General features: G+C 73.0%; 16 protein-coding genes. 10 read left to right on the top strand and 6 right to left on the bottom strand.

From position 1 onward, the window contains the following. Window positions 1–151: 151 nt before the first annotated feature. Complete coding sequence (locus tag WMF42_RS26360; protein WP_437685489.1) at window positions 152–490, bottom strand: hypothetical protein; 339 nt, start codon at window positions 488–490, stop codon at window positions 152–154. A 147-nt stretch (window positions 491–637) separates the two neighbouring features. Between WMF42_RS26360 and WMF42_RS26355 the strand changes: the two genes are divergently transcribed. Next, window positions 638–1,165 (top strand): hypothetical protein, encoded by a 528-nt coding sequence (locus tag WMF42_RS26355; RefSeq protein ID WP_437685487.1) that lies wholly within the window; start codon window positions 638–640, stop codon window positions 1,163–1,165. Window positions 1,166–1,595: 430 nt separating this feature from the next. Here the strand turns inward: WMF42_RS26355 and WMF42_RS26350 are convergent, their stop codons facing one another. Beyond that, window positions 1,596–2,387, bottom strand: a complete 792-nt coding sequence (locus WMF42_RS26350; RefSeq protein WP_437685485.1) for an OmpA family protein — start codon at window positions 2,385–2,387, stop codon at window positions 1,596–1,598. A 135-nt stretch (window positions 2,388–2,522) separates the two neighbouring features. Then, window positions 2,523–4,664 carry an OmpA family protein gene (locus tag WMF42_RS26345; protein WP_437685483.1) on the bottom strand — a complete coding sequence of 714 codons (2,142 nt, stop codon included), beginning with the start codon at window positions 4,662–4,664 and terminating at the stop codon, window positions 2,523–2,525. Between the two features lie 454 nt (window positions 4,665–5,118). On the opposite strand from WMF42_RS26345, the gene WMF42_RS26340 reads away from it, so the two are divergent. The 3 genes from WMF42_RS26340 (at window position 5,119) to alaS (ending at window position 11,427) form a co-directional block, all read left to right on the top strand. Next, a complete protein-coding gene (locus tag WMF42_RS26340) occupies window positions 5,119–7,380 on the top strand; it encodes a TIGR04551 family protein (protein WP_437685481.1) in 2,262 nt (753 codons plus the stop codon). 256 nt (window positions 7,381–7,636) lie between these two features. Beyond that, window positions 7,637–8,476, top strand: a complete 840-nt coding sequence (locus WMF42_RS26335) for a HEAT repeat domain-containing protein (RefSeq protein WP_434041311.1) — start codon at window positions 7,637–7,639, stop codon at window positions 8,474–8,476. A 197-nt stretch (window positions 8,477–8,673) separates the two neighbouring features. Next, window positions 8,674–11,427 (top strand): alanine--tRNA ligase, encoded by a 2,754-nt coding sequence (gene alaS / locus WMF42_RS26330; RefSeq protein WP_061611205.1) that lies wholly within the window; start codon window positions 8,674–8,676, stop codon window positions 11,425–11,427. A gap of 145 nt (window positions 11,428–11,572) precedes the next feature. On the opposite strand, the gene WMF42_RS26325 is transcribed toward alaS, so the two are convergent. Continuing rightward, a complete protein-coding gene (locus WMF42_RS26325; RefSeq protein ID WP_061611204.1) occupies window positions 11,573–11,965 on the bottom strand; it encodes a hypothetical protein in 393 nt (130 codons plus the stop codon). Window positions 11,966–12,715: 750 nt separating this feature from the next. Here WMF42_RS26325 and WMF42_RS26320 point away from each other — a divergent pair. The 3 genes from WMF42_RS26320 (at window position 12,716) to WMF42_RS26310 (ending at window position 17,333) form a co-directional block, all read left to right on the top strand. Beyond that, the gene (locus WMF42_RS26320; RefSeq protein ID WP_437685479.1) at window positions 12,716–14,614 is read left to right on the top strand and encodes an HTH domain-containing protein; all 1,899 of its coding nucleotides are present in this window, start codon (window positions 12,716–12,718) and stop codon (window positions 14,612–14,614) included. A 195-nt stretch (window positions 14,615–14,809) separates the two neighbouring features. Then, window positions 14,810–15,697, top strand: a complete 888-nt coding sequence (locus tag WMF42_RS26315; protein ID WP_061611202.1) for a hypothetical protein — start codon at window positions 14,810–14,812, stop codon at window positions 15,695–15,697. A 133-nt stretch (window positions 15,698–15,830) separates the two neighbouring features. After that, complete coding sequence (locus WMF42_RS26310; protein WP_061611201.1) at window positions 15,831–17,333, top strand: serine/threonine-protein kinase; 1,503 nt, start codon at window positions 15,831–15,833, stop codon at window positions 17,331–17,333. Between the two features lie 13 nt (window positions 17,334–17,346). Here the strand turns inward: WMF42_RS26310 and WMF42_RS26305 are convergent, their stop codons facing one another. After that, the gene (locus WMF42_RS26305; protein WP_437685477.1) at window positions 17,347–18,132 is read right to left on the bottom strand and encodes a glycerophosphodiester phosphodiesterase; all 786 of its coding nucleotides are present in this window, start codon (window positions 18,130–18,132) and stop codon (window positions 17,347–17,349) included. Then, window positions 18,129–19,133, bottom strand: coding sequence for a hypothetical protein (locus WMF42_RS26300; protein WP_061611199.1), 1,005 nt, complete (start codon window positions 19,131–19,133; stop codon window positions 18,129–18,131). Before WMF42_RS26300 ends, WMF42_RS26305 begins: the two co-directional genes overlap by 4 nt. A gap of 79 nt (window positions 19,134–19,212) precedes the next feature. On the opposite strand from WMF42_RS26300, the gene WMF42_RS26295 reads away from it, so the two are divergent. The 3 genes from WMF42_RS26295 to topA all read left to right on the top strand — a co-directional run bounded on the left by WMF42_RS26295 (window position 19,213) and on the right by topA (window position 23,920). Beyond that, window positions 19,213–20,079: a hypothetical protein gene (locus tag WMF42_RS26295; RefSeq protein WP_437685475.1), complete on the top strand. Its 867-nt coding sequence runs from the start codon at window positions 19,213–19,215 to the stop codon at window positions 20,077–20,079. 58 nt (window positions 20,080–20,137) lie between these two features. Continuing rightward, window positions 20,138–21,193, top strand: a complete 1,056-nt coding sequence (locus tag WMF42_RS26290) for a DNA-processing protein DprA (protein ID WP_434041303.1) — start codon at window positions 20,138–20,140, stop codon at window positions 21,191–21,193. Window positions 21,194–21,322: 129 nt separating this feature from the next. Further along, window positions 21,323–23,920, top strand: a complete 2,598-nt coding sequence (gene topA, locus WMF42_RS26285; RefSeq protein WP_437685473.1) for a type I DNA topoisomerase — start codon at window positions 21,323–21,325, stop codon at window positions 23,918–23,920. Window positions 23,921–23,947 lie beyond the last annotated feature (27 nt).

Here is a 23,947-nt window from a genome sequence, read left to right as displayed (position 1 = left end):
TCAACGCGGCGGACGCTGCGTTCGAGTTCATCTCGGATGTCTGGACTTGGGTGGATCCGGCGTAGCCCGGCCCTAGCGTTCGAGTTGGATGCCGAAGCTTTCTCGTAGCCGTCGCCGAGATCTGCGCCGTCCGCCCGTGACGTGGCTGCGGCTATTCGGGAAAGCGAAGCGTCTCGTGGGCCTCGCCGCTCTCCCCCACCGTCGTGCTGCCATCGTGGTTCCAGCTTGTGCCGCCCTTGCCCGGCCGTCCGATCTCGAAGGTGACGCCCTCGAGCGTGAGCTGATCCTCGTCGAGGTAGGCGCCGCCGATCGAGTCGCCGCTGCGCCCCGGGCCGCCGTAGCCGCCAGGCCCTCCCTGGCCGCCACGTCCACCCATGCAGGCCTGAAAGACGTCCAGCAGGGCGGCGCCCGGTGCGCCTCTGCCTCCTTCGCCGCCCTGCTGGGGCGGCCCGCCGTTGCCGCCCGTGCCGCCGTAACCCGTCATGATCATGCTGTCGCGCACGGTCAAGCGGGCGTGAAGCGCGACGACGCCGATCGCCGGATGAGCATTCGCTCCCCCGCGGCCCCCTCGACCACCACAGCCGCCGGCCCCGCCCGAGCCTCCTCCCGCGCCTCCCTTGGATACGACGCCGCACACGTGTATCGCGGTCAGCTCGTCGAGGCGCGGGCGCTCGCCGAGGCGGCCGCCTCGGCGAGCCGGCAAGCGGGCTTCGTGCGCACCGAGCTGTTGGCCCGCTGCTACCTCGCCAGGGCCAGTGTTGCCATGGGCGACCTGGACGCCGCCGAGCGCGAGGCGCGCGCCGCGGTGGCGCTCTCGCCGAATGCGCCGACGCTCGGCGTGCAGGCCTTCGCGCTCCTCGGGCGCGCGCTGCTGGGGCTCGGGCGCATCGACGGGGCTGTCAGGACAGCCACCGAGGCGAGCTCCATGCTGGAGTCGTTCGGCACGCTCGAAGAGGGCGAGTCGCTGGTCCGGCTGACCTTCGCCGAGGCGCTCGCCGCGGGCGGCAGGCAGGGCGAGGCCGCCGCCGCGATCGCGTCGGCCAGGGCGGCGCTGCTCGCGCGCGCCGACAAGCTCAGCGATCCGGGTTGGCGCGAGCGCCTCCTCCGCGACGTCCCGGACAACGCCCGCACGCTCGATCTCGCGCGGCAGTGGCTCGACGGCTGAGCCGCCCGGGTACCAGAACGCGTTGTGGTCGCCGGCGTGCCCGGACGCCCGGGTACCAGAACGCGTTGTGGTCGCCGGCGTGCCCGGACGTCCGGGTACCAGAACGCGTTGTGGTCGCCGGCGTCTCCGGACGTCCGGGTACCAGAACGCGTTGTGGTCGCCGGCGTCCCCGGACGCCCGGGTACCAGAACGCGTTGTGGTCGCCGGTGTCCCCGGACGTCCGGGTACCAGAACGCGTTGTGGTCGCCGGCGTCCCCGGACGCCGGGCACCACAACGCGTTCTGGTCGACCCAGGCGCTAACCGTACGAAGTCGCTTGTCTTTTAGGGTTCAACGTGAGCTGGCTCACACCGTCGCCCGCCGGAGCCCCGCGGCGCCGCCCCGGCGAGCCTCGTCACCCGCGCCCCCCGCTCGACCCCTCCCGCCCGCCGTCACTTCGTGGCGAGCTTCGTCAGGTCGAGCATCTCGTCCACGTCCGGCATCACGATCAGGTCGCACCGGCGGTTCTTCTGCTTGCCGGCCGGCGTGGCGTTGTTCGCGATGGGGTCGGTGTCCCCGAACCCTGCCGCGCTCCAGTGCCGCGTCGGGAGCTGGCCTTCCTTGCCGATCAGGAACAGCAGCACGGCCCGCGCGCGCATCAGCGAGAGCCCCCAGTTGTCGTAGTACGGGCCGTTCTTGTACGGCTGGCTGTCCGTGTGCCCGGCGACCTGGTAATCGCGGTCCACCAGCGACTTGTCGCCCCGGATGACGTCCGCGATCTTCTTGAGGATCGCCTGGCCCTCCTTGCTCAGGGTGTCCTTCCCCGAATCGAACAGGACGTCGCCGGGCAGCGAGATGACCATCCGGTTCCTGCGGACCTGGACCTCGAGGCCGAGCTTGGTCAGCTCCTCGAGCTTCTTCCGGAGCAGGTCGAACCGCGCCTGGATCGCCTCGAGCTGCTTCGCGCGCGCCTTGTACTCCGCCAGCGCCTTCTCGCGGTCCTCCAGCGTCGAGGTCATCTTCGAGATGTCGGCGCCCTGCGCCTCGAGCTGCTTCTCGAGCTCCTCGACGCGCTGCTTCGCCGCGGCGAGCTCCTTCTCGAGGTCGGCCTCCCTCTTCTGGCTCCGGCTCTGGAGGTCGTTGTACTTGGCGAGCTGCGCCTTCCACTCCTGCTCGGAGTGGCCGCAGCCCGCGGCGAACAGCGACGACAGCGCGAGGGGTAGTGCAATGAGTGTCCGGTTCATGAACGCTTTCTCCATGGCTCTGTCAGGCGGAGCGGGATGCTGCGGCCGGCAGCCTCGCTCAGCTCGGCCGAGAGATCCAGAGGGGAGGACGGCGAGCCCCGGCCGTCCTGGCGGCCGGGCGCGGAGGGCGTGACCTCAGGGCTTCGGCGGCGGCGGCGCCAGCGGCAGCGGGGCCGCCGGCGGCGGCGCTGCTCGAGGCGGCGATGCCGCAGGCGGGGCTGCCGGCGGAGGCGATGCCGCTGGCGCACCCGCCGCCGGCGCGGGCGCCGCGCCCGGCGCGGGCGCCGCGCCCGCCGGCGCCGCCTCCGTCGCGCCCGGCGCCAGCGGTTTGCCGACCGAGTGCAGGATGACGAACTCGACGCGCCGGTTCTTCTGGCGCCCGAGGGCGCTCTTGTTGTCCTCGATCGGCCTGTCCGGGCCGTAGCCCCTCGCCACGAGCTGCTTCGGATCGATGCCCTTGCTCGTCATGTAGGCGACCACGGCCTCGGCGCGCTTCTGCGACAGCGTGCGGTTCATGTCCGCCGGCCCGGCGTTGTCGGTGTGGCCTGCCACCTCCACCTTGAAGATCTCTGGGTGGAGCTTCAGCGCCGAGACCACGGCGTCGAGCACCGCGAAGCTCTGCCTGCCATGGATCTTGTCGCTGTTCAGCGCGAACTCGACCCGCTGGAGGATCGTGATGCTCTCCTCGCCGACCTGCACCAGGCTCGCGCCGCGGTCCGGGCAGCCGTCCAGATCCTCGACGCCGTTCAGGTTCTCCGGCTGCGTCGGGCACTTGTCCCGCTCGTCCGGGATGCCGTCGCCGTCGGCGTCGGGGAGCTCGTCGGGGCAGCCGTCCTCGTCCTTGAAGCCGTTCTTGACCTCGGGCTGATCGACGCACTCGTCCTGCTGGTCGAGGATGCCGTCGCGGTCGTTGTCCGGGTCGGGGCAGCCGTCCTCGTCCTCGAACCCGTCGGTGTCCTCGACAGCGTCCGGGCACCTGTCCACCGGATCCGGCACGCCGTCCTCGTCCGTGTCAGGGCAGCCGTAGTGCTCCGGCGTGAGCACGCGCCCCGCCTGATCCGGGCACTTGTCCCGCGCGTCGGCGACCCGATCCTTGTCGCGGTCGGGCAGCTCGTCGGGGCAGCCGTCCTTGTCGTCGAGCCCGTTGATGACCTCCGCCTTGAGCGGGCAGCGGTCGCTCTCGTCCGGCACGCCGTCCGAGTTCGCGTCGTCCTCGGGGCAGCCGTCCTCGTCGGCGATCCCGTCCCTGTCCTCGGGCTGCGCCGGGCACCTGTCCGCCGCGTCGCGGACCCCGTCGCCGTCCTCGTCTCCGGGCTCGTGCACGAAGAGGATCCCCGCGATGGCGCGCGCGGCGGGCACCCCGATGCCCTGGACCACGCCCGCGCCGCCGCCGACAGTGAACACAAGGCCGAGGTCGCGCGGCGCGATCTGGAGCGCGCCGTCCACCTCGAGCGAGTTCGTCCCGCCCTGCGCGCTGAACTCGGTCGCGCCGTGCCCCTCGGCGAGCACGCGGACCGCCGGGGTGATCCGGTAGCCGAGCCCCGCGCCGTACCGGAGCTCGACCGGCCCGACCTCCGTCGCCGCGATGCGCGCCGTCTCCGGCAGCAGCTTGCCGCGCAGGTTGAGCCCGAACGACAGCGGCCCCGAGCTGCCGTCCACGATGAGGCGCAGCCCCGCGGTCACGGGCGACGAGCTGCCGAGGTAGCTCCCCGCGCTTGTCGCGTGCCCGAGCGGGAAGCTCACGTCGGCCGCGGCGCCGAGCACCAGCGGATCCCGCGGCCCGCCGAAGAACCGCACCTTCGCCTCGAGGGTCGGGTCGCCCGCGCCGAACGCCTTCAGCCCCTCAGCGGCCGGCGCGCCCGTCGCGGCGTCGATGCCCTGGCCGCTCACGTAGGCGACGGGGAAGCGCAGGCCGGCCTGGAGCCACGGCGTCGGCGTGATCGACGCGAGCAGGTTCCAGGTCAGCATGTCCGAGATGACAGGCACCTCGCGCCTGTTCAGCGCGTCGGGGGCGGAGCAGTCGGTCGCCGAGACGCAGCTCTCCACGACGAACGGATCCCGCGCGTAGTCGAACATGAGCCCCGCCGTGACCCCGAGCGACGCCTCCATCCGGGCGCCCTCGACGCTCAGGTAGTTCCTCGATCCCGGCGCCGGCTCGAACCGCTGCGCCGAGAACTCCCCGTCGAGGACCGCCTCCTGTGCGCGCGCCACGCCCGCGACGAGCCCCACCCCGGCGCCCACGATCGACAGCAGACACAGCGCTCGCAGCCTTCTCATCTAACCCCTTTCAGGCATCTTCCCGGTGAGCGTCCTGCACGCGCGGCGCGCTGCAGGGCCGACGTGCGCTGGGTACAGAGGCGCTCCGCGCGGACGGTGAGGCGAGTACGGCAGCCGAGGCGCGCGGCGGCACCCACCGCAACGTGGTCGAATCTTCCCGGATCGCGCGCAGATTTCCAAGGGGGCTCGATCCGCGCGCCGCGCGCGGGGGCGCGCGGATCAGCCCGGCATCCGCCGCGCGGGCGTGCGCGCATCAGGGCGCCGGCTCGGGCGCTGCCCGGAGGGGGGACGCGGATGCATTCCCCGGCCCAGGTTCCAGGGGTCGGGGCCGAGCGGCGCCTTGACCACACAGGCCGGGCATGAGACATGGCCCCCGGCCTCCGGGTCACCGAGAGCTCGGAACTTCAACCTCTTCCTGCGCGCGGGGCAGAAAACGCGCGAACGAACCAAGCAGATGCCCATCTCGTCGCGGTCTCCGGGAACGTCGTGCAGCCCTGGCACCCCTCGCCGTCGCCTCCGGTCGGGCCTCGCGCTCGCGCTCGTGCTGGGCGCGTCCTCCGCGTCCGCCCAGCAGCCTGCGCGCCGGCCGGCCCAGCCGCCGGCGGCCCCAGCGCAGCCGCCTGCCGGACAGGCGGGCGCTCCTGCGCCGCAGCCCGGCGCAGCGCCGGCCGCCCCGGCGCAGCCCGGCGCAGCGCCGGCCGCCCCGGCGCAACCCGGCACGGCGCCGGCCGCCCCGGCGCAGCCCGGCGCGGCGCAGCCCGCCCCGGCGCAGCCCGGCGCGGCGCCGGTCGGCGGCGCCGGCGACGGCGTGGACGCCCTCGATCCCTCCGCGCCGGCGGCCGAGCCGCTCATGCCGCCGGCCGGTACGGCCGCTCCCTCGGCCCCGCAGCCGGCCAGCCCCGCGGCTCCGGCAGGCCCGGCGGAGGCCGGGACGACCGAGCCGCAGGAGCGACAGGCCACCCAGGGTGAGATCGGCGCCCGGCCCAGCGAGGTCTACGCCGAGGACTGGTGGTCTCACGCGCGGCCGACGTTCGAGCTCCACGGCTACTACCGGCTCCGGTGGGAGCTCTTCAACAGCTTTGCCCTCGGCCGCGTCGATCCGCGCAATCAGGCGCTCTGGCCCCAGCCGGCCGACAACTCCTACAACCCGTCCCACGTTGTCGATCTCTGCAACCCGAGCGAGGGCACGAGCGGCGGCTCGCGCTCGTTCGCCCCGTGCGAGAACGACACCCAGGCCGGCGCGAACATGCGGTTCCGGCTCAACCCCGAGCTGCACATCAGCGACAACCTGCGCATCCTCTCGCAGGTCGATCTCCTCGACAACGTGGTGCTCGGCTCGACGCCGGAGGGCTACGCGAACCGGCCGAGCGCGAACGGCTACGAGGTCGTCCGCCGGGGCGGCTACTCGCCGCTCGGGGCCTTCGCCGGCACCCAGTGGGCGCCGAGCGCCGGCATCAACTCGCCGAAGGACTCGATATCCGTCAAGCGGGTCTGGGGTGAGTACATGACCCCCATCGGCCTCCTCCGCTTCGGCCGCATGCCGAACCACTGGGGCCTCGGCATGGTCGCGAACAGCGGCGACGGGTACGACTCCGACTACCAGTCGACGGTCGACCGGCTGATGTTCGTCACGGGCATCAAGAAATACGACCTCTACTTTGCCGGCGCCTGGGACTGGACCAACGAGGGCGCGACGAGCGCTTCCCTCCAGGATCTCGAGGGCCAGCCGTACGACCTCGCCCAGGCCGATGACGTCGATCAGTACGTGTTCGTCGCCGTCCGCCGCAAGAACCCGGAGCTCCAGAAGCTCGAGCTCGCCCGCGGCAACATGGTCATGAACGGCGGCGTCTACTTCGCTTACCGGCAGCAGACGCTGGCGAACGACAACGCCGGCAACGACGCCAGGCCGGGCGCCTCGCTCGGGCAGACAGCCGACAACGTCGCGGCGGGGTACGTGCACCGGGGCGCGGAGATGGTCATCCCCGACGTGTGGTTCCAGCTCCTCTACAAGAAGTTCCGCTTCGAGCTCGAGGCCGCGATGATCTACGGCTCCCTCGACGTCCGCGGGAACGACGAGAGCGACTACGCCAACGTCCTCTCGCAGGACGACACGGGCTGGGGCATCCGGCAGTTCGGGCTCGCGACGCAGGCCGAGCTCATCGAGATGGAGGGCCGGCTGCGGCTGCACTTCGGCTTCGGCTACGCGACCGGCGACGACGACGCGCCCTCCCTCGAGCCCCGGGGCACCGCGATCGGGGCCATGGATCCCCAGAACTCGACCGATCGCACCTACTCGACCTTCCGCTTCCACCCGGATTACCGGGTCGACCAGATCCTCTTCAGGAACATCCTGTCTCGGGTCCAGGGGGCGTATTACTTCCGCCCTGGCGTGGACTGGGACTTCGCTCGTGACAAGAACGGCCAGCGGGCCGGCCTGGGCGCCTCGCTCATCTGGAGCCGCGCCTCGGAGTTCGTCCAGGCGCCCGGAAACTCCCGGGATCTCGGCGTCGAGCTGAACGGCCAGCTCTACTTCCAGTCGAAGGACGGGACGCTCAACGACGATCCCGACAAGATGGGCGGCTTCTACACGGCGGTGCAGTACGGCGTGCTGTTTCCGCTCGGTGGCCTCGGCCAGCTCCCGGGGGAGCAGGCCCTCCAGGAGGTCGACCTGCAGACAGCGCAGACGGTGCGCTGGTATCTCGGTATCCTCTTCTGAGCTGATAAGCCGACCCGGGCTCATCCGTAGCAGTGTGTCTGGAAATAAGCGCTCGGGGCGGCAAAATTGCCCGTGTCGACCACGTCTACCGTGCTCGTCATGAGTCCTGCATGAGCCATTCGGGGCCAAACAGGCCTTGATCTCGCGACCGTCCTGGCCAAGGATAAGACCGTCTGGACGCCGGGCGCGTCACGAGATCTGAGTGGTTTACCGAGGTGAACGGACGGCGAAGGCCGCCGTTCCCCGGAGGGACGTGATGGTTCGTCGTCTCTTCATTGCGATGCTCCTGGCGACTTCGATGATCCTCGGGGGCACGTCCCCGTCGATCGCCGAGGACCGCGACACCTCGGCGTTCCGCGACATCGCGGTCGGCAAGGACTACCGGCTCCGGGTGGCGGCGGCGCTGGCGCTCGGCAGGTCGAAGAGCCCGGGCGCGCGGCCGGCCCTCGAGAAGGCGCTCCGGGACGCGCACCCGGCGGTGCGCGCCTCGGCCGCGACAGCGCTCGGGGCGATGGGCAACCCCGCGGCCGTCCCGGCGCTCAAGGCGGCGCTCGACACCGAGCCTGCGCCCAGCCTGAAGCGCCAGATCCAGGCGGCCATCGAGCGGCTCTCGAAGTCGTCCTCGAAGGCGCGCTTCCTCGTCAGCCTGGGCAAGTTCGAGAACCGCTCCGGCGTGAAGGACGCGATGCTCGGGTCGCTGCTCCGGCAGCACACGCGGAGCCGCGTCGCGCAGTTCGCCGACATCGAGATCGTGGCCGACGGAACGGACGTGGCGGCGGCGGGCAAGAGCCGCAAGCTGCCGGCGTTCACGCTGGACGGCTCGGTCACCCAGCTCAGCAAGCGCCAGGGGGCTGACGGGATCGGCTTCGCGGCCAAGGTCGAGTACGTGATCCGCGAGATGCCCAGCCAGACGCTGAAGGGCTCGATGATCGGCTCGGCCCAGGCGCTCGCCGAGGCCCGGCGCGCCAAGGGCCGGCGCGAGCTCGCCCAGCTCCAGAGCGACGCTGTCGCCGGCGCCATCGAGAGCGCGCTCCAGAGGACGCCCCTCGCCCTGGAGGCCGCCTCCGGGAGCAGCGTGGTCCCCTCCGGCCGCTGACCTCCGAGGCGCCGGCGGCGGCCGTGCCCCCGGGGCGGCGCGCTCGCGGTGGCTCCCCCCGGGGGGCCTCCCCGGCGCCGCAGCCGCCGGTCAGCCCAACAGGCGAGCCCGGCGCGCGCGACCTCCGCGGCGGCGGCGCGGCGCCCCTCGAGCGGGGGGAAGCCGCTCCGCGGTCGTGCTAGACCGCGCGTCCTCCTATGTCCATCGCAACGCCTGCCAGCTCCGACCTGATCCGACGCACGTTCCTCGAGTTCTTCGGCCAGCGCGGCCACGAGATCGTCCCGAGCGCGCCGCTCGTTCCCCAGAACGACCCGACGCTGATGTTCGTGAACGCGGGCATGGTGCCGTTCAAGGACGTCTTCACGGGCAAGGACAAGCGCCCTTACCAGCGCGCCACCTCGAGCCAGAAGTGCATCCGGATCAGCGGCAAGCACAACGACCTCGAGAACGTCGGCGTCACCGCGCGCCATCAGACGTTCTTCGAGATGCTCGGCAACTTCAGCTTTGGCGACTACTTCAAGGAAGACGCGATCGCCTTCGCCTGGGAGCTCCTGACGAAGGTCTACGACATCTCTCCCTCGCGGCTCGTTGTCACCATCTACAACGGCGAGGGGGGCTTCCCGGCCGACGACGAGGCCGCGGCGATCTGGCGCAAGGTCACCGGGTTCGGCGACGACCGCATCCTGCGGCTCGGCCTGGCCGACAACTTCTGGACGATGGGCGACGTCGGCCCGTGCGGCCCCTGCTCGGAGATCCACTTCTTCCACGGCGGCGAGCCCGACGTCTCGCGCTTCGGCGAGGAGCCGCGCATCGACGGCACCGGCTGGACCGAGATCTGGAACAACGTGTTCATGCAGTACGAGCGCGTCGAGAAGGACGGCCCGCTCGTCCCGCTGCCCGCGCCGAGCATCGACACAGGCATGGGCCTGGAGCGCATCGCGAGCGTGCTCCAGGGCGTGACGTCGAACTACGACACCGACCTGCTCCGGGGCCTCGTCGACAGGGCCGCGGAGCTCAGCGGCAAGCCGTACACGGGGAGCAACGCCGATGACGACGTGTCGATGCGGGTCATCGCGGATCACGCCCGCACGACGGCGTTCCTGATGGCCGAGGGCGTGATGCCCGAGCGGCAGCGGCGCGAGTACGTGCTCCGCCGGGTGATGCGCCGCGCGATCCGCCACGGCCACCGGCTCGGGATCGACAGGCCGTTCCTGCACGAGGTCGCGCTCGAGGTGGTCCGCCGGATGGGCGAGACGTACCCGGAGCTCCGCGACCGGCGGGAGCTCATCGCCCGCGTCACCGAGGACGAGGAGGTCCGGTTCCGCTCCACGCTGAAGCGCGGGATGAAGATCCTGGAGGAGCGCTTCGCCGAGATGCGCTCGTCGGGCGAGAGGACGCTCCCGGCCGCCGCGGCCGCGGATCTCTACACAACGTACGGCTTCCCGCTCGACCTGACGCAGGTCATCTGCGCCGAGTCGAACTTCGACGTCGACGTCCAGGGGGCCGAGGCGGTCATCCACGGCGCCGCCGAGGCCGACGGCCCGATCGATCCGACAGCGGCCGTGGATGTCGCGCACCGCTCGGCCCGCGCGGCGCTCGCGCAGCCGGTCGTGTTCACGGGGTACGAGCACGAGGAGGGCGACAGCGAGATCGTCGCGATCATCCGGGTCGAGGCGCAGGGCGAGGGCGACAAGGCGCGCAAGACCCGCGCGCTTGTCGAGCGCGCGGAGGCGGGGTCGGCGGTGGAGATCGTCGTCCGCGAGACGCCGTTCTACGCCGAGTCGGGCGGCCAGGTAGGCGACGTCGGCGAGGTGACGGCGGACGGGGTGCGCGTCGAGGTGAAGGACACGCAGAAGCCGCTCGTCGGGCTTGTCGTGCACGAGGGCGTTGTCCGCGAGGGGGCGATCGCGGTGGGGCAGCGCGTGCGCCTGACGGTGGACCACGCGGCGCGCTCGGCGACGCGCCGCAACCACTCGGCCACGCACGTATTGCACTGGGCGCTGCGCAAGGTGCTCGGCGAGCACGCGCAGCAGAAGGGCTCGCGCGTCGGGCCGGACATGCTCCGCTTCGACTTCACGCACAACCGGCCGCTCACCCGCGAGGAGATCTCGCGGATCGAGGACCTGGTGAACGAGAAGGTGCTCACGAACGCCCGGGTGACGACCGAGATCCTGCCCATGGACGAGGCCCGGCGGCGCGGCGCGGTCGCGATCTTCGAGGAGAAGTACGGCGATACGGTCCGGATGCTCACGATGACGCCCGAGGTCGTGGAGCTCTGCGGCGGCACGCACGCGCGCGCGCTGGGGGACATCGGGCTGTTCAAGATCACGAGCGAGGGCGGCGTGGCCGCGGGCGTGCGCCGGATCCTGGCGTCGACGGGGCTGAACGCGCTCGCGTACGCGCGGAACGTCGAGGCCGAGCTCGCGCGGGCGCGGCAGGCCGCGAAGGCGCAGGGCGGCGATCTCGCCGAGAAGATCGGGAAGATCGTCGCGCACGAGCGGGAGCTCGAGAAGAAGATCGCGGAGCTCGAGCGGCGCATCCTGGAGGGCGCGGGCCCCGCGCAGGGCGGCGGCGGCGGCGGCATCGACGCGATGCTGGAGGGCGCCCGGGAGATCGGCGGCATCAAGGTGCTCGCGCGGCGGGTGCCGGACGGCACCAACCCGGGGGCGCTGCGCGATCTCGCGGAGAAGCTGCGCGACAAGCTCGGCGACCGCTCGGCGGTGCTGCTCGGCGCGGCCGTGGGCGACAAGGCGCAGCTCGCGGTGATGGTCTCCAAGTCGGCCACCGAGCGGCTCAAGGCCGGGGAGCTCATCAAGCCGATCGCCCGCATCGTGGGCGGCTCGGGCGGCGGCCGCCCCGACATGGCGCAGGCCGGCGGGACCGACGTCGCGCAGCTCGACGCGGCGATCGCCGCGATCTACGTCGAGGTGGAGCGGTCGCTCGCCTCGTGATGCCCGGCGAGCTGTCGGGCCGGGAGCGGCAGGACGCGAAGACCTTCTCCTCCCGGTCCCGGCGCTCCCGGCGGCTCTACCCTCTTCTCTCTACCCTTCACGCACGAGGCATCACGGCGGCCGGCGAGGCGGCGCGCCGTCGCGGTCAGGCGTCACGCCACTTGGTGCGTGCGAGCGGGAGCAGCCGCGGGGCCTTTGCGCCCTTCGCGCGCCGCACCGGCAGCCGCACGGGCTCGCCCGGCGCCGCCGGGCGCGGCCGCGCGCCGCGGGCGTGGGCGCCGATGGTGGCGCGCACGATCGGCGGCAGGAACACGGATTCCATGTCCACGCGCGCGAGCGCGCCCGCGACCGTGGCGATGCGATCCGGCAGCGACGCGTTGGCGTCGACAAGGATGAGCCGCCTGCCGAGCACCGTGCAGAGCCCGCCGCGCGGATTGCGCGCGTCCGACAGGTGCGGATCGAACGCCTCCATCCTGACGGCGATGCCGACCCTGTTGGCCGCCAGGGTGAGCTCGTCGAGCAACCGCGAAAGCTCCACCCACGCAGCGTAACCCCCTTATCCGGGCGATGGCAAAGCGCAAAAGCGATGTTGGCGCCGCGCCCGCCAGCGCGCGGCGCGCCGGCCGCCAGCGCGGTGTCCACGCCCGCCGGCCCGCTCGCCGCGCGCCCAGGCGAGGCCGCGGCCCCGGAGGAGCGCTCTGCGCTGGGGGTGCTCTCCTGCGCTCCGCGCGCCCGGCGGTCGGCGGCCGGCGTGACGCGCGCTGGCGGCGCGACTCGTCCCCATCGCGCTCTCCAACATCCCATGATCGCGCCGCGACCACGCGGCCCCGCGCGCAGCCAGGTTGGTCAGACGAGGAGAGCTCAACCGATCTCCCGTCTCCGTCGTATCCCATGCTCCGGACTGGCGGACAGCCGCTCACGAGCCACATCGATGCTCGTGGCGCTCGCGCGAGGCCGGCCCGCGCCTCCTTCCCGCGCCGCGCGCCGCGAGGGCCGCGCGCCCGCGACGGCGCGCGGCCGATCCGGGCTTGGCGCCGCCGTCGCCCAGGCCCATGCTCCTCAGGCCGGTCAGCGGCTTGTCCTGAGCCAGATCGCGCTGCCCGTTGACCGCCGTTCCCGTGCATGCTACGAGCACGCCGTTCCGCGCGTCGTGGCCGAGTGGGAGCGAATGTGCGTTTCCCGGCTGCGGTGGGGTATCCCGCGCGCTTCGTCAGCCAGTTTGGACGGGGCGGCCGCGATGGGGACGACGAGGGCGCCCGCCGGGCGGCGCGCCCGAAGGGCGAACAAAATGACGTTCACGGATGCAGCCGCCGAGGTGCTTCGCCTCGTCGGCAGGCCGCTTCATTATAAAGAGATCACAGATATCGCGATCGAGAAGAACCTCCTTAGCCACGTTGGAAAGAGCCCAGAGGTCACGATGGGCGCCCGCCTGGCCGCGACGCTCAAGAAGGACACGGCGGACAACCCCCTGGTGCGGGTGAAGCCGGGCGTCTTCGCGCTGCGCGAGTGGGACGAGAAGACGATCAAGTCGGGGCTCGACGGCAAGAAGGCGAAGCGCGGCGGGAAGCCCGAGGCGGTCAAGGCGCGCAAGGACGAGGAGCAGCCGACCCTCTTCGAGGCGGCCGCGGATGACGAGGCGGCGGAAGAGGGCGACTCGGGCGCTCCGGCGGCCGGGGCCGAGCTGGCCGAGACCGAGGCAGCGGGCGACGAGGCGCAGGCCGCGCCCGCGGGCGACGACGGAGACGAGGACGAGGACGCGATCGGCGCGCCCGTCGCGGCCGGGATGAACGGCGTGGAGATCGCGGGGACGCGCGAGCCCGTGCCGCCGCCGGCGCCCTCCTCCCCGCGCGCAGCGAGCGCCTACATCGACGAGGAAGAGGTCGATCTCGAGGACGCGGAGCCGCCGGGCCCGGACGAGGCGATGCGGGCAGAGGCCGTCGCCGGAGCGGCGGAGCTCTTCGACGAGGAGGACGACGACGACCAGCCGATCCTCGGCGGCGACGACCGCGCGACCCCCGGCTCGTCGGGCGAGCAGGGCGAGGGGCGCCGCCGCCGCCGCCGCCGCCGCCGCGGCCGCGGGACCGCCGAGGCCAACGTGAGCGCCGGGGCGCTGCCTTCCTACGTGGCGACGCCGGTGTTCGAGGCGCGGCGCGAGAACGGCCGCGCCGAGCCGCCGCGCTCCGATCGCACCGAGCGCTTCGACCGCCCCGACCGCGCCGAGCGGATCGATCGGCCCGAGCGCGCCGATCGGCCCGAGCGGATCGATCGGCCCGAGCGCACCGAGCGGACCGAGCGCACCGAGCGGACCGATCGGGTCGACAGCTTCGGCGCCGAGCCCGTTTACCGAGGCCCGCAGGTGATCGAGCTCACGGGCGGTGAGGGGCACGCGCTCGACGACCTGGCCGGCCGCGACCTCGCGGACGCCATCGCGGGCATCCTCTCGACCTTCGATCGGAACGCGGGCGCTGTCTCGCTCCGGCAGATCGCGGAGACGGCGCAGCGCCGCGGTCGCCTGGTCGGCGACGTGCAGCTCGTGCAGTCCCAGGTCGCGGCCGCCGTGCGCGCCGACAACGCGCGCCGCACGGCGGCGGGGCAGCGGCCCCGCTTCCGCTTCGCCGGCGGTCGGATCGCGCTGACGGACTGGCTGCTGCCGGGCGACCTCGCGCGGCTGGAGCAGGAGGCGCTCGCCGCGGTGGAGCGCTACCGCGACGCCGCGCGGCGCGCGTTCGTGCGCAAGCTCTCCGAGCTCCCGGGCCATGCGTTCGTCGAGATCTGCGTCCTCGCCCTCGAGCGCATCGGGCTGGGCCAGCTCCGCGCCGTGCGCCGCGCCGGGGCGCCGGGCGGCGAGAGCCACTTCTCCGGGGCGCTCCGCACGGCGGGCGACGATATCAAGCTGGCGCTGGTCGTCCGGCGGGACGGCCGCGAGGTCGGCCGCGAGCGGGTCACCGAGCTCCGCGGTTCGCTCCACCACTACGGCCCCGCCACCGCCGGCTGGATCCTGACCACCGGTCAGATGCTCTCCGGCGCGCGTGAAGAGGCGGCGATCCCGGGAACCGCGCCGATCTCGCTCTTCGACGGCCTCGCTGTGGCGCGCCTCTGCGAGGACAACGATGTCGCTGTCCTCCGCGCCCGCCTCCCGATCGCGATCCCCGACGTCGATCTGCTCGAGGCGCTCCGGGCGTCCTGATCCTTGTCGCGCGCGTCCGGCCGGGGCTCGCTCCGGCCGGACGCGCCGCGCCCTCCTGTTCCCTGCCTCGCCGGCGCCCCCCCGGCGCGCCGCCTCCGCTGGCGCCTTCCTCGACGCGCCCTCGCACCTCGCCTGCGTCACCCTCGACGCTTCCGCGGTTGACGGGCTCGTCGATCCTTGTCAGCGTCCGCGCCCATGCGCCATCGCGCGATCGCCTGGGTCGCGACCCTCGCCGTGCTCGTGACCGGCTGTGCTTCCGTGGCCCCCCCTGCATCCCGGTTCCCGACCGCCGACGCGGCGCTCGGCCGGATGAAGGACACGTATGCCTGCGTGAACGGCATTCAGGGGACCGCCAAGATCGACCACTTCTCCCGCCAGGGGCGGATCCGCGGCGACGTGTACATCCTGGCGGTCAATCCCGATCGGGTCCGCTTCGATATCGTGAGCCCCTTCGGCGCAAACCTCTTCACGCTCACGTCGAATGGAACCCTGTTCCAGATGCTCGACGTCGGGGAGAAGCAGCTTTTGCATGGGCCGGCGAGCGCGTGCAACCTGGCGCGGCTCACCCAGGTGCCCATCCCCGGGCACGCGCTCGTCTCGCTGCTCCGCGGCGAGGCGCCCGTGCTCGTTCACGAGCCGCGAAGCGCCTCGATCGCGTGGGACGGCGACGGCTTCTATCGCGTGCTGATCGAGAGCACCCGCGACGCGACCGAGGAGATCCACCTCGAGCCCCGCCCGGACGACTGGCGCCTACCGTGGAGCCAGCAGCGCCTGCGCGTCAGGCAGGTCCGGGTCGCGCAGCGCGGGGTCAACCTCTATCACGCCGAGCTGAGCCATCATGAGGTGATCCACACCGCGCCGCCGCGCGTCGATCCGGAGGGGATCGACGATCCGATCCCGCCGAGCGGCGGCGTCTGCGACGCCGAGGTCCCGCTGTCGATCCGCATGCGGGTGCCGAACACCGAGGACGACGTCATCTTTCAATACAAGGAGGCGAAGTGGAATCCGCCCCTCATCTCGGGGGCATTCACGCAGCCGGTCCCTGGCGGGGTCATCCGTCGTTATGTCGACTGCCAGGACTGAATCGGTGCGCTCAGGTTATTCCTGAGGGGCTGCGTCCATCCTCGTTCGTCTCACGCGTGGTTACGCGTGGACGCCGCCGTCGCGAACGTCTAGAAAGGCACAATCCACCTCGCCTTGGCGGGAGGAGTCGGCGATGGACGTCGAGCCGGGAACGATCGTCGGCGAAAAATACCGGCTGGAAGGGCCGCTCTCGCGGGGCGGGATGGGCTCCGTGTGGGTGGCCCGGCATCTCCAGCTCGGCGCGCCGGTGGCCATCAAGTTCATGGATCCGGAGCACGCCGCCTCGCCCGAGTTCCGCGCGCGCTTCTACCGCGAGGCGCGCACGGCGGCGAACCTCGAGAGCCCGCACGTGGTGAGCGTGCAGGACTACGGCATCCAGGGGACGGTCCCGTACCTCGTCATGGAGCTGCTCCGGGGCGAGGACCTCAGCCGTCGGCTGAGGAGGGTCCGGCGCCTCGCGCTCGCCGACGCCGCGCGCGTCGCGATCCAGACAGGCAAGGCGCTGCGCCGCGCGCACGAGTCCGGGCTCGTCCACCGCGACCTCAAGCCTGGCAATCTGTTCCTCTCGCGCGTCGACGACGAGGAGGAGATCGTCAAGGTCCTCGACTTCGGCATCGCCAAGCAGCTCACCGGCAAGCTCCTCAGCGACGAGACAACGAAGACGGGCGAGCTCCTGGGCTCGCCGTTCTACATGAGCCCGGAGCAGGCGCGCGGCGACAAGGACCTCGACGCGCGCAGCGACCTCTGGTCGCTCGGGGTCATCCTCTTCCGCGCTGTCACGGGCAAGCTCCCGTTCGAGGGCGACGTGCTCGGCGCTGTGCTGTCGAGGATCCTCGTCGAGCCGATCCCCGTGGCGACGCAGATCGCGCCCGACCTGCCCGTGGAGCTCGACGGGTTCTTCCTGCGCGCGCTCTCGCGCGATCGTTCCCAGCGGTTCCAGTCGGCGCAGGAGATGGTGCTCGCCTTCGTGGCCGCGGCGGGCGACATCGGCGTCCCGCTGCCGGTGCCCTCCGCGCCCCGGCCGCCGCCGTCGGCGTCGCGCACGGGGACGCTGCTCGGGCTCTCGCCGGGCGGCACCGCCGAGCCCGAGGGGCCCGGCGACTTCCTGTCGCTGTCCTGGCGTGGCGACGAGGCGCCGCGGCCGCCGAGGGACGCGCTCACGCCGCTGCCCGATCCGTCGCAGCCCGGCACGCTCACGGCCGCCGCGTCCGGGGAGGTCCACGACGTCCCGAGGCCGCGCGCGAGCGCGACGCGCTGGCTGCTGGCGTGCGGCGCGCTCTCCGTGGTCAGCGGGACGATCGCGATCACGGCGGTGCGACCTGTCGTCGAGGAGGGCGGCGCTCCCGCCATGGCGCCGGTGCACTCCGCGGCCGTGAGCGCGGCCGCGCCGCGGGCGGAGGTGGTCCGCGCATCGACGCCGGCTGTCGGCCGCCCGCCCGTGGTCCATGGCATGCCCGTGGTCGACCGCGTGCCCGTGCCCGTGGTCGAGGGCGTGCCTGTCGCGAACACCACGTCGCCCTCGCGCCCCGCGGAGCCCGAAGCGGCCGTCGCGCCCCAGCCCTCGCTGCCGCGCCCGTCGCCGCGCCGGAGCCCGCGCCGGGCGACCGAGATCGTCGATCCCTGGCGCGGAAGGTAGCGCCGTCCGTCGGTCACGCGAGCGCGTCGCGGATGCGGCGCGGCGCGTCCGTGATCAGCCCATCGACGCCGAGCGCCGCGAGGTCCCGCGCTTCCCGCGGATCGTTCACCGTCCACACGTTGACGACGCGCCCCTGCCGCTTCAGCAGCGCGATGCGCTCGGGCGACGCGATCGTCCGCTCGATGTGCGCGGCGAGCGCCCCGAGCGCCGGCGCGAGGAGCACGGCCGCGTCGTGGTAGCGGCTGCGGTGCACGAGGAGCGCGCGCGGGACGGCCGGCACCAGGACCCCGAAGGACGCCAGCATGACCGGATCGAACGACGACACGATCACCGCGTGGCGGGGATCCCACGCGCGCAGCAGCCGCGCTGTCGCGCGCACGACGGCGGCGCGGTCGGGCACGTCCCGCTTCATCTCGACGTTGACGGCGAGCCGCCCGCGCGCGAACGCGAGCACCTCGGAGAGGAGCGGCACCCGGTCGCCGCCCAGATCGACCTGCCGGAGCTCGTCCCAGCGGAGCGCCGCGGCATGGCGCGCGTCCGCGCCGCGCGTCACCCGCTCGAGGTCCGGGTCGTGCAGCGCCACGACCTCGCCCGAGCCGCACACCCGCACGTCGAGCTCGATCCCGTCGGCCCCCTGCGCGGCCGCCTCCTCGAAGGCGGCGAGGGTGTTCTCCGGCGGCGCGCCCTCGCCGCGCACGCCCCGGTGCCCGAGGACGAGCGGCGCGCGCGCGGCCCCGCCCGGCGACGCCGCCGCCGGGCTGCGCGCGCTCCGGCGGAAGCGCTGCTCGGCCCACGTCACCGCGCGGGCTCCTCGTTGAGCTCCTCCGCGATGGTGCGGGCCGCCTCGCGCGCGCGCTCCAGCGCCGCGAGCGGGAACGACGCCGCGCCGACGGCCGGGTGCCCGCCCCCGTCATAGCGGCGGCAGATCGGCGCGATATCGCGATCGCGCGGGACGCCGCACCACGGGTTGTAGCCCACCGAGAGCTTGTAGTGCTGCTTCTGCCGGGAGAGCGTCACCGAGTACACGCAGTCCGGGAACATCGCGTACGTCATGAACTTGCCGACCGCCTCGAGCGGCGCGTCGGAGAGGTCGACAAGCACGACGCGGCCGAGCTTGCGCGCGCCGCGCTCGATGCGCGCGACGAACGTCTGCCGCGACAGGGAGAGCGGGCGCCAGAGATCCTGGATGTCGGGCGCGCGCGCCACCTCGCTCACGGGCTGATCGACGAGCCGGGGCACCACCGAGGCGAGGAACGGCCCGTCCCCGTGGTGCTCCACGACGGACGCGAGCTGCATGATCGGCTCCTCGCGGCTCACCGCGGCCTCGGCCGAAGGGAAGCGCGCGGTGTCGATGACGTCGGCCCACCGGATGAGCTCGTCGACGCCGGACATCTCGACGCCGAAGTGGTCGCGGCTGACGTCCGCGATGAGCTTCGTGCACGAGCCGTACGCGGCGTCGTAGAAGACGTGCGGGGCGTCGCCGGCGCTCCTCGACTGCGCCGCGCCGGCGAGCGCCGCGTCGCGCTCGTCGTCCGAGCCGAACCCGGTGATGTGGTGGTCGAAGTACCAGGTCAGCTTCTTCGTCGGCGTGTAGCGGAAGTCGAGGATCGCGTTCTCGTCGCCGTCGAGCCACGAGGGCGGGATCATCGTCATGCCCGGGCCGTACCCGCAGGAGCGGTACCGGAGGGCGAGCGGCTCGCCGGGGTGGAGCGCCTGCATCAGGCGGGTGAACAGCGCCGCGCTCGCCATGCCGTCGAAGCAGTGGCCGTGCGTCGCGACGACGATGTCCCTGGGCTTCATCGGGCGAGGGGGTAGCACGCCGCATGGCCGGCCGCTCGCGGGCCGAGCATCGCGCGGCGGTTCTGGTAGTCTCCGCGCCGTGCGGCGCGCGCTCGCTCTCCTCGATCTGCGTCCGTTCAGGCCGGCGCGCCGCTTGCTCGCCGCGTCGCTCGCGCTCGCCGCGGCGGGCTGCGGCGCGGGCGCGTCCGGGTCCGAGGTCCTGGTACCGAGCCCGCCGCCCGCGCCGGCCCCGGCGCCCGCGCCCGAGGCGCGGAACCCGCCGCCGCCGAGCGATGCGCCCGAGCCGGACCCGGAAGCGGCGCGCCTGTTCCTGAGCCGCGTGGGGCAGCAGCGGCCGCCGACGAGCGCGCCGGTGCCGCGCGTGACGGCGCTCGCGCTCGACAACACAGCGCGCGGCGAGGCGAGGGGGATGGCGCCGCAGGGCGAGGTCGTGTCGCTCCAGATCGCGGAAGGGGAGAGCGCCGCGATCCCCGCGCGCGTCGCGCCGGGGGAGTGCGCTGTGTTCATCGCGCAGGGCGGCCTCGGCGTGATCGAGGTCGACCTCTTCGTCACGAGGGGCGCGCCGCCGGCGCTCGCGATCGCCGCCCAGGACGCGGACAGCGGGCCGGTCGCGGTGATCGGCGGCAGGGGCGCGTGCTTCTCCGTTCCCGGCGCGGCGCCGGCTCCCGGCGCGGCGCCCGCTTCCGGCGCCGCGCCGGTCGCGGTGAACCTCCACGCGCAGGTGCGGCGCGGCGCGGGCGTCGTGCTCGTGCGGGGCTACCGGGGCCCGCGCCCGCCCGCGCCCCCCGCGGCGCCGCCGAGCGCGACCCCGCCCAACACGGCGCCGCCGAGCGCGACCCCGCCCAGCACGGACGCGAGCGCCGCGCCGCCAGGTGCGAACCCGCACCGCGCGGCGCCGCCGAGCGCCGCGCCGCCCGGCCCCGCGCGCGACGCGCCGCCCCGGTAGCCCGGGCGCGCTCGTCATTTCGCGCAACTCGTCCCGGGCGCCGGTCGACACGCCGCGTATGGCGTCGATCGAGATCCACCCTTCCGATCCATCCTACCCCGCGCCGCTCTGGGCCCTCGTGACCGAGTCCGAGGCCGCACCGCCGACGCTCTACCTGCGCGGCGCGCTCCCCGCGCGCCCTGGCATCGCGATCGTCGGCACGCGCGCCGCGAGCGACGAGGCGCTCCGGTTCACCCGCGAGCTCGCCGCGGCGCTCGGCGAGGCGGGCTACTCGATCTGGTCGGGCGGCGCGCGCGGCGTCGACGCCGCCGCGCACGAGGGCGCGCTCGATGCGCGCGCGCCGACCGTGGTCGTCAGCGGCGGCGGCCACGCGCACCCCTATCCGCGGGAGCACGCGGCGCTCTTCGATCGCGTCGTCGCCGCGGGCGGCGCGCTGCTCGCGCGCGTCCCCGACGACACGCCGCCGCTGCCGGCGCTGTTCCTCCAGCGCAACGCGGTGCTCGCCGCGCTCACGCGCGCGACCGTCGTGGTCGAGGCGGGCATCGAGAGCGGCGCACGGTCCGCCGCCGCCGCCGCCCGTCGCCTCGGCCGCCACCTCTGCGTCGTCCCGCACGCGCCGTGGAGCCCGCGCGGCGTCGGCTGCGCGCTGGAGCTCGTCGGCGGCGCGCGCCCCATCACGCGCGCGGCCGACGTGATCGACGTCCTCGGCGGGCCGGCGCCGCCGCCCCGACGGCGCGCGCGGCGCGCGCCGCGCAACAGCTCGCCCGCCGACGGCACGCTGCCGCTGCCGGAGGCGGCGTTCGCGGCCCGCACGGCCGCCTCGAGCGAGAAAAGCGCGCTGGCCCGGGCGATCGACGCGGAGGCCCGCGGGGAGCGCGCGGAGGGCCGCGAGGGCAGCGCGGGAGCTCGCGCTCAAAGCGCCGAAATCATCGCAGAAACCGCGGAAGAGCGCGCCGTCCTCCACGCCCTGGACGCCCACCCGGCGCACGTGGACGAGGTCTGCGAGCGGACGGGGCTTCCGCCCAGGCGCGCCGTGGAGGCACTCTTGACGTTGACGCTCCAGGCCGTAGTAGTAGAGGGGCCCGCCGGGTTGTTTCGGCGGGCTCTTCGTTGAAGGGGCACGCCGGTCCACCCTCCCCAGTGCGGTTCTGGGTGGCCGCCTCCTCGCGGGGGGGCCTCCCTCGCACGAAGGTTAGCCCTTCAATCCTCTACAAAGCCCCGACACGTTGCTCAGAAGGTGGTGATGGCCAAGACGCTCGTCATCGTGGAGTCGCCGGCGAAGGCGAAGACCATCAAGAAGTATCTCGGCAACGGGTACGAGGTGTTCGCTTCGAAGGGGCACGTCAAGGATCTGCCCAAGAAGCAGAACGCCGTCGACGTGCTGAACGATTTTGCCGAGACCTACGAGGTCATCGAGGGCAAAGAGAAGGTCCTGGAGGAGCTCAAGTCGGCCGCGAAGAGGGCGGACGAGGTGCTCCTCGCGACCGACCCCGATCGCGAAGGCGAGGCCATCGCGTTCCACATCTCGGAGGAGATCAAGAACCCGAGGCTCAAGGTGGCCCGGGTGGAGTTCCACGAGATCACGAAGAAGGGCGTCGACCACGGCGTCCACAACCCGCGCAAGCTCGACGAGAACCTGTACGACGCCCAGCGCGCGCGCCGCGTCCTCGATCGCATCGTCGGCTACGACGTCTCGGCGCTCGTGTGGTCGAAGCTCGCGTTCGGCCTCTCGGCGGGGCGGGTGCAGTCGGTCGCGCTGCGGCTCATCGTGGACCGCGAGCGCGAGATCGAGGCGTTCGTCCCCGAGGAGTACTGGAACATCGCTGTCGGCCTCACCGCGGCGAGCCCGCCGACGCGCGCGCCGTTCGTCGCCAAGCTCGCCGCCGCGGACGGCAAGAAGCTCGAGGTGACGAACGGCGAGGTCGCCGCGAAGGTGCGCGCCGACCTCGAGGCGGCGCGCTACCGGGTGGCGAAGGTCGTGCGGCGCGAGCAGAAGCGCAACCCGCCCGCCCCGTACACCACCTCGAAGCTCCAGCAGGACGCGACGAACTACCTGCACTTCGGCGCCAAGCGGACGATGCAGATCGCCCAGGCGCTCTACGAGGGCATCGACCTCAAGCGCGACGGCGGCCCTGTCGGCCTCATCACGTACATGCGTACCGACTCGACCCGCGTCAGCGACGACGCCATCGCCGAGGTGCGCGGCGTGGTCGCGAAGCGCTACGGCAAGGAGTTCGTCCCCGAGCGCCCGAACGTCTACAAGTCGAAGAAGAACGCGCAGGACGCGCACGAGGCGATCCGGCCGACGAGCGTCGAGATCCACCCGGACTCGATCAAGAAGTACCTCAAGGACGAGCAGTACAAGCTGTACAAGCTCATCTGGAACCGCTTCGTCGCCTCGCAGATGAACCCGGCGGTCTACGATCGGACGACGGTCGAGATCGACGCGACGCCCGCGATCGCGGCGCCCGCGTACCGGAGCTACCTCGCCAGGGCGAGCGGTCGGATCCTGAAGTTCGCCGGCTGGCTGCAGGTGACGGAGGGCCAGCAGGAGTTCGCCGGCGAGGAGGAGAGCGCCGGCGGCGCGGCGGAGGGCGGCGGCGCCGCGCCGACGCCCGCCGAGGCGAGCGCCGCCGAGGCGGAGCGGGCGGCGCCCGGGGCCCCGGCCGAGGAGGACTCGGAGGCGCTCCTGCCCGACATGAAGGAGGGCGAGGCGCTCTCCGTGTCGCCGCCGGGGATCGTCACCGACCAGAAGTTCACGCAGCCGCCGCCCCGCTACAACGAGGGCTCGCTGGTGCGCGAGCTGGAGAAGCGCGGCATCGGCCGCCCGTCGACGTACGCCGAGATCATCAGCAAGGTGCAGCAGCGCGCCTACGTCGAGAAGCGGGAAGGGGGCGCGTTCCAGCCGACGCTGCTCGGGAAGTTCGTCGTCGACGGGCTCGTCCGATCGAACCTCGACATCATGGACCCGAACTTCACGGCGCAGATGGAGGAGGAGCTCGACGCGGTCGGCGCCGGCAATCTGAAGCGCGAGCAGCTCCTCAAGCGCTTCTACAAGAAGTTCAGGGAGCAGCTCGACAAGTCGAAGAAGCTCGCGCCGTGGAAGCCCGAGGCAGAGAAGACCGACCTCGTCTGCGACGAGTGCGGGTCGATGATGCTCAAGAAGTGGGGCAAGAACGGCTGGTTCTTGAGCTGCGAGCGCTACCCGAAGTGCAAGGCCACGCGCGACCTGTCCGACGCGCGGGGCAGCGCCGCGGTCCGCGAGACCGACATCTCGTGCGACAAGTGCGGCAAGCCGATGATCATCAAGACGGGGCGCTTCGGCGACTTCCTGTCGTGCACCGGGTACCCGACCTGCAAGAACACCCGCCCGGTGCCGCTCGGCGTCCCGTGCCCGAACTGCGGCGGTGATCTCATCGAGATCAGGCCCCGCAAGAAGGGCGGTCGCACCTTCTACGGCTGCTCGAACTGGAACGCCGAGCAGAAGTGCGACTTCAAGCTCTGGCAGAAGCCGGTGCCCGTCCCGTGCCCGCAGTGCGGCGCGAAGTTCGTCACCCGCACCGCCGGCAAGAAGGCGATGCTCGTCTGCGCGACCAAGGACTGCGGCTTCAAGCAGGAGATCGTCGAGGGAGAAGGAGAGGACGGCGCCGCGGACGGCTCCGGCGCTCCGGACGTCGCGTCGATCGTCGCGAGCGCGGGCGCCGCCGCGCCGGCCGCCCGGCCCGAGCCGGCGGGCGACGCGCCGGCCTCGACCGAGCGACCCGAGACCGCCGCGCCGAGCCCCGGGGCGACCCAGGGGGCAGCGGAGAAGCCCGTGCGCGCACGCCGCACGGCGAGCTAAGACGGTCGCGAGACACCCCAACCATCC

It is taken from the genome of Sorangium sp. So ce176, assembly GCF_051519835.1.
In the GTDB taxonomy this organism is placed as follows: domain Bacteria; phylum Myxococcota_A; class Polyangia; order Polyangiales; family Polyangiaceae; genus Sorangium; species Sorangium cellulosum_G.
Note: the sequence above shows the minus strand (reverse complement) of the source record. Positions and strands in the feature narration are given on the sequence as shown.

Coding starts and splice junctions, on each gene's coding strand:
- topA (WP_437685473.1), top strand. CDS start 21,323: ATGGCCAAGACGCTCGTCATCGTGGAGTCGCCGGCGAAGGCGAAGACC.
- WMF42_RS26310 (WP_061611201.1), top strand. CDS start 15,831: ATGGACGTCGAGCCGGGAACGATCGTCGGCGAAAAATACCGGCTGGAA.
- WMF42_RS26340 (WP_437685481.1), top strand. CDS start 5,119: ATGCCCATCTCGTCGCGGTCTCCGGGAACGTCGTGCAGCCCTGGCACC.
- WMF42_RS26360 (WP_437685489.1), bottom strand. CDS start 490: ATGATCATGACGGGTTACGGCGGCACGGGCGGCAACGGCGGGCCGCCC.
- alaS (WP_061611205.1), top strand. CDS start 8,674: ATGTCCATCGCAACGCCTGCCAGCTCCGACCTGATCCGACGCACGTTC.
- WMF42_RS26320 (WP_437685479.1), top strand. CDS start 12,716: ATGACGTTCACGGATGCAGCCGCCGAGGTGCTTCGCCTCGTCGGCAGG.
- WMF42_RS26350 (WP_437685485.1), bottom strand. CDS start 2,387: ATGAACCGGACACTCATTGCACTACCCCTCGCGCTGTCGTCGCTGTTC.
- WMF42_RS26345 (WP_437685483.1), bottom strand. CDS start 4,664: ATGAGAAGGCTGCGAGCGCTGTGTCTGCTGTCGATCGTGGGCGCCGGG.
- WMF42_RS26315 (WP_061611202.1), top strand. CDS start 14,810: ATGCGCCATCGCGCGATCGCCTGGGTCGCGACCCTCGCCGTGCTCGTG.
- WMF42_RS26335 (WP_434041311.1), top strand. CDS start 7,637: ATGGTTCGTCGTCTCTTCATTGCGATGCTCCTGGCGACTTCGATGATC.
- WMF42_RS26300 (WP_061611199.1), bottom strand. CDS start 19,133: ATGAAGCCCAGGGACATCGTCGTCGCGACGCACGGCCACTGCTTCGAC.
- WMF42_RS26290 (WP_434041303.1), top strand. CDS start 20,138: ATGGCGTCGATCGAGATCCACCCTTCCGATCCATCCTACCCCGCGCCG.